Raw genomic sequence first — 4231 nt, forward strand, 5'->3', positions numbered from 1 at the left:
ATAGCCGGACTGGGCAACCCGGGTGACGAGTATAAGGGCACCAGGCACAACATGGGCTTCATGTGCGCCGATCTGCTAGCCGAACGCTGGTCGGTCAACCTGCGCGACCACAAGGGTCTGGCCCAGCTGGGCAGGGGCACCCTGGATCTTGACGGACGCCGCATACCCTTCTTCCTGGCCAAGCCGCTGACCTACATGAACGACTCCGGCGATGCCTTGGCCTCCATCTGCTCTTACTACCACATACCTGTTGGCCGGGTCGTGGTCATCCATGACGACATGGACCTGGAGTTCGGCCGGATTAAGGTCAAGGCCGGCGGATCCTCTGGCGGGCACAATGGCATCCGTTCCATCGACCGCTCGCTGGGTAGCAACGCCTACGCCCGGGTCCGCATGGGGGTGGGGCATGCCCGGAGAGGTCCTGATGCCCATCGGCGTACTGTGGATTGGGTTCTAGGCACCTTTATTGGCGATCAGCGCAAACGCCTGCCTGAGTTCCTGGCCGACGGCGCAGATGCCGCAGAAATCGTGATCACCAAGGGCCTCAGCCAGGCTCAGGAGCAGTTCAATGGTCGATGAGCATACACAGAAGGCGGAACCCCAGGAATCGCTGAACGGGTCTCTTCATCCTCTTCTGGACGACCTGCAGGCAGATGCTGCCTTCACCAGATTGGTCCAAGGAGACTCCCAGCCCGCGGCCGACACCGACACCTCCCTTATGGTCCAGGCTCCCCAGGGCATCAGGCCAGCCCTGGCCGCCGCAGCAGCCGGACGGGCACCGGTTGTTTTGGTGGTCCCTTCCGAGCGTGACGCCCAGGAGATGACCGGCGCCATCCGCTCCTGGTATGAGGGCGACCCGGGTGACGTGGCTCTGCTGCGCTCCTGGGAGACCCTGCCTCATGAGCGGCTCTCGCCTCGTGCAGACACCGTGGCCTCCAGGATGGCCGTCTTCAGGCGGCTGACCCATCCGGTCCAGGACGATCCTGATTTTGGACCCATCCGTATCCTGGTCATGCCCGTGCGCTCCCTGTTGCAGCCCGTGGTCAAGGGCCTGCAGGATGTGGAGCCTCTGGTCTTTCTGCGCGGCCAGGAGCTGCCCCTGGACCAGGCGGTCGAAGCTCTGGTCCGCAACGCCTACACCCGGGTGGACCTGGTCATGGAGCGCGGCCAATTCGCTGTCCGAGGTGGCATTCTGGATGTCTTTGTCCCCACCATGGCCCACCCGGTGCGCATCGAGTTCTTCGGCGACGAGGTGGACACCATCCGCAGCTTCCACGCCTCCGACCAGCGCACCTACGGTCCCGACCTGGACCGGATATGGGCGCCGCCCTGCCGCGAGCTGCAGCTGACCGACCAGGTCCGCGTCCGCGCACGTTCCCTGATCGGGAACATTCCCAACGCCGATGACATGCTGGAGTCCATCGCCCAGGCCATTCCTGTAGAAGGCATGGAATCCCTCCTGCCTGCCCTGGTCGACGACCTGGTGCCGGTAGGGTCCATGCTGCCCGAGGGCGCTCTGATTCTGCTGTCGGAGCCGCAGCTGCTGGCTCGCTCCGCTCAGGACCTGGTCAAGACCGCCAACGAGTTCCTGGCCGCCAGCTGGCATGTGGCAGCCTCCGGGCAGGGTTCGGGCGCGCCTATCAGCTTCGACAGGGCCAGTTTCCTGGACTACGACGAGGTCATCTCATCCCTGGAGTACCGCAAAGGGGAGGTCTGGAAGTTGACCGACTTGTCGGTGGACCCGGACCGGGAGGGGACCGAGCGTCTGGATGCCCTGGCCCCGGACCAGTATCGCGGCGACGAGGATCGGGCCGCCTCGGGCATCGCCTCTCTGCTGGAGCGTGGCGACCGGGTTGTGGTGACCGCTCCGGCCCAAGGGACGCTGAGCCGTTTACGTCGGGCCGTGCAGACCACGGGAATCACCGGGCTGGAGTACCACCGCTCCCTGGCTGTGGACGGCTTTGTGGACCAGTCCGCCCATCTGGCCCTGCTGACCGAGCGTGACCTGACCGGGCGCACCAGCGTGGCTGCCGGAAGCAAGACCTCCAACCGTCGGCGCAAGGCCATCGACCTGGACGAGCTCAAGCCCGGCGACTATGTGGTCCACGACCAGCACGGCATCGGCCGCTTCCTGGGCATGCGTCAGCGCAGCGTGGGCGTGGGCCCCAGCAAGGGCAGCCGGGAGTATCTGGTCCTGGAGTACGCCCCCTCTAAGCGCAACGCCCCGCCAGACAAGCTCTTTGTGCCTGCCGACCAGCTGGACCAGGTCAGCCGCTACATCGGTGCCGAGATCCCCAGACTCAACAAGCTGGGCGGATCCGATTGGTCGGCCACCAAGGCCAAAGCCCGCAAGCACGTCCACAAGATCGCCCAGGGACTGGTCAAGCTCTACTCGGCCAGGCAGCGCACCAAGGGCTTCGCCTTCAGCCCAGACACCCCCTGGCAGAAGGAGCTGGAGGATGCCTTCCCCTACCAGGAGACCCCCGACCAGCTGACCGCCATCGACGATGTCAAGGCTGATATGGAGAAGCCGGTGCCCATGGACCGGCTGATCTGCGGGGATGTGGGCTTCGGCAAGACCGAGATAGCCATCCGTGCCGCCTTCAAGGCCGTCCAGGACGGCAAGCAGGTGGTGGTTCTGGTGCCCACGACCCTACTGGTTCAGCAGCACTATCAGACCTTTACCGAGCGCTTCGAAGGCTTCCCGGTGGACGTGGCCGCCATGAGCCGCTTCCAGACCGCCAAGGAGAACCAGGCCACCATGGAGGGCCTGGCCAGCGGGGCCGTAGACGTGGTCATCGGCACCCACAAGCTGCTCAACCCGCGTATCCGCTTCAAGGATCTGGGCCTGATGATCGTGGACGAGGAGCAGCGCTTCGGCGTGGAAGCCAAGGAGACCCTCAAGGCCATGCGGACCAACGTGGACGTCCTGTCCCTGTCTGCTACGCCCATTCCGCGCACCCTGGAGATGGCTGTGACCGGCATTCGGGAGATGTCCACTTTGGCTACGCCCCCCGAGGATCGTCTGCCTGTACTGACTTATGTGGGTGCCTACGAGGATGCTCAGGTGACTGCGGCCATTCGCCGCGAGCTCCTGCGCGGGGGCCAGATCTTCTACATCCACAATCGAGTGGAGGACATCAGCAAGGTTTCGGCCAAGGTGCAGACGCTGGTCCCCGAAGCCAAGGTGGGCGTGGCCCATGGCAAGATGGGGGAGAAGCAGCTGGACGGGGTCATCCGGGACTTCTGGCACCGTGACATCGATGTGCTGGTCTGCACGACCATCGTCGAGACCGGCCTGGATATACCCAACGCCAACACCCTGATTGTGGACCGGGCCGACCGCTTCGGCCTCTCCCAGCTCCACCAGCTGCGAGGCCGTGTGGGGCGAGGCCGTGAGCGCGCTTACGCCTACTTCCTCTACGACCCCAGCAAGCCCATGACTCAGACCGCCCACGACCGGCTGGCCACCATTGCCCAGAATACGGCCCTGGGGTCCGGCTACGACGTGGCCATGAAGGATCTGGAGCTGCGCGGCACCGGCAACCTTTTGGGCGACGAGCAGTCCGGCCATATCGAGGGGGTCGGCTTCGACCTCTACGTGCGCATGGTCTCCGAAGCGGTGGAAGAGTACAAGGAGCCTGGACGGACCGAGCCGGTAACTGTCAGCATCGATCTACCCTTGGAAGCTTCTATTCCGGTGGACTACATTGATTCGGACAAGCTGCGGCTGGAGGCCTACCGCAAGCTGGCCTCGGCCCGCAACGAGCAGGATCTGCGCGACCTGCACGAGGAGCTGACCGACCGATACGGGCGGCCGCCGGCCCAGTTCGACACCCTCTTCGCAGTAGCCAGACTGCGGGCCAAGGCTCGCTCCCTGGGCATTGCGGAGATTGCCTCCCAAGGCTCTAGAGTGCGGATCAGGCCCGTAACCATGCCCGACTCCCTCCAGGCCAGGATCGCACGCATCTACAAGGGCAGCCAGTACCGCCCGGTGACGCAGACCCTGCTGATCCCGGCGCCCTTCGCGGGCTCCCTGGGTTCGGGACCCATGGATTCGGCGGCCATGACCGCCTGGGTGGATACCCTGCTGGACGACCTGGCCTGGGGGCTGCCCAAGTCCTCCGACGATGGCACGCCAGCGGGTCCCGCGCCCGTCCAACAAAACTAGTATCCTGTAAGAGACATCACAACAACTTATTGAAGGAGCAGTTGTGGCAGCAATTGAAAG

General features: G+C 64.6%; 2 protein-coding genes. Both read left to right on the top strand.

What is annotated here, in order from left to right; all coding sequences use genetic code 11:
* Positions 1-579, top strand: a 579-nt coding sequence (gene pth, locus AC0AP0_RS09590) for an aminoacyl-tRNA hydrolase (protein WP_490430298.1), incomplete at its 5' end; no start/stop codon positions are given.
* Positions 569-4171, top strand: a complete 3603-nt coding sequence (gene mfd, locus AC0AP0_RS09595) for a transcription-repair coupling factor (protein WP_490430299.1) — start codon at positions 569-571, stop codon at positions 4169-4171. The genes pth and mfd, both read left to right, overlap by 11 nt.
* Positions 4172-4231: the final 60 nt, after the last annotated feature.

This window comes from Bifidobacterium sp. POST2/T3 (B1) (assembly GCF_058197115.1).

Bases quoted from the DNA above. Each gene is read 5' to 3' on its own strand.
- mfd (WP_490430299.1), top strand. From the start codon at position 569: ATGGTCGATGAGCATACACAGAAGGCGGAACCCCAGGAATCGCTGAAC.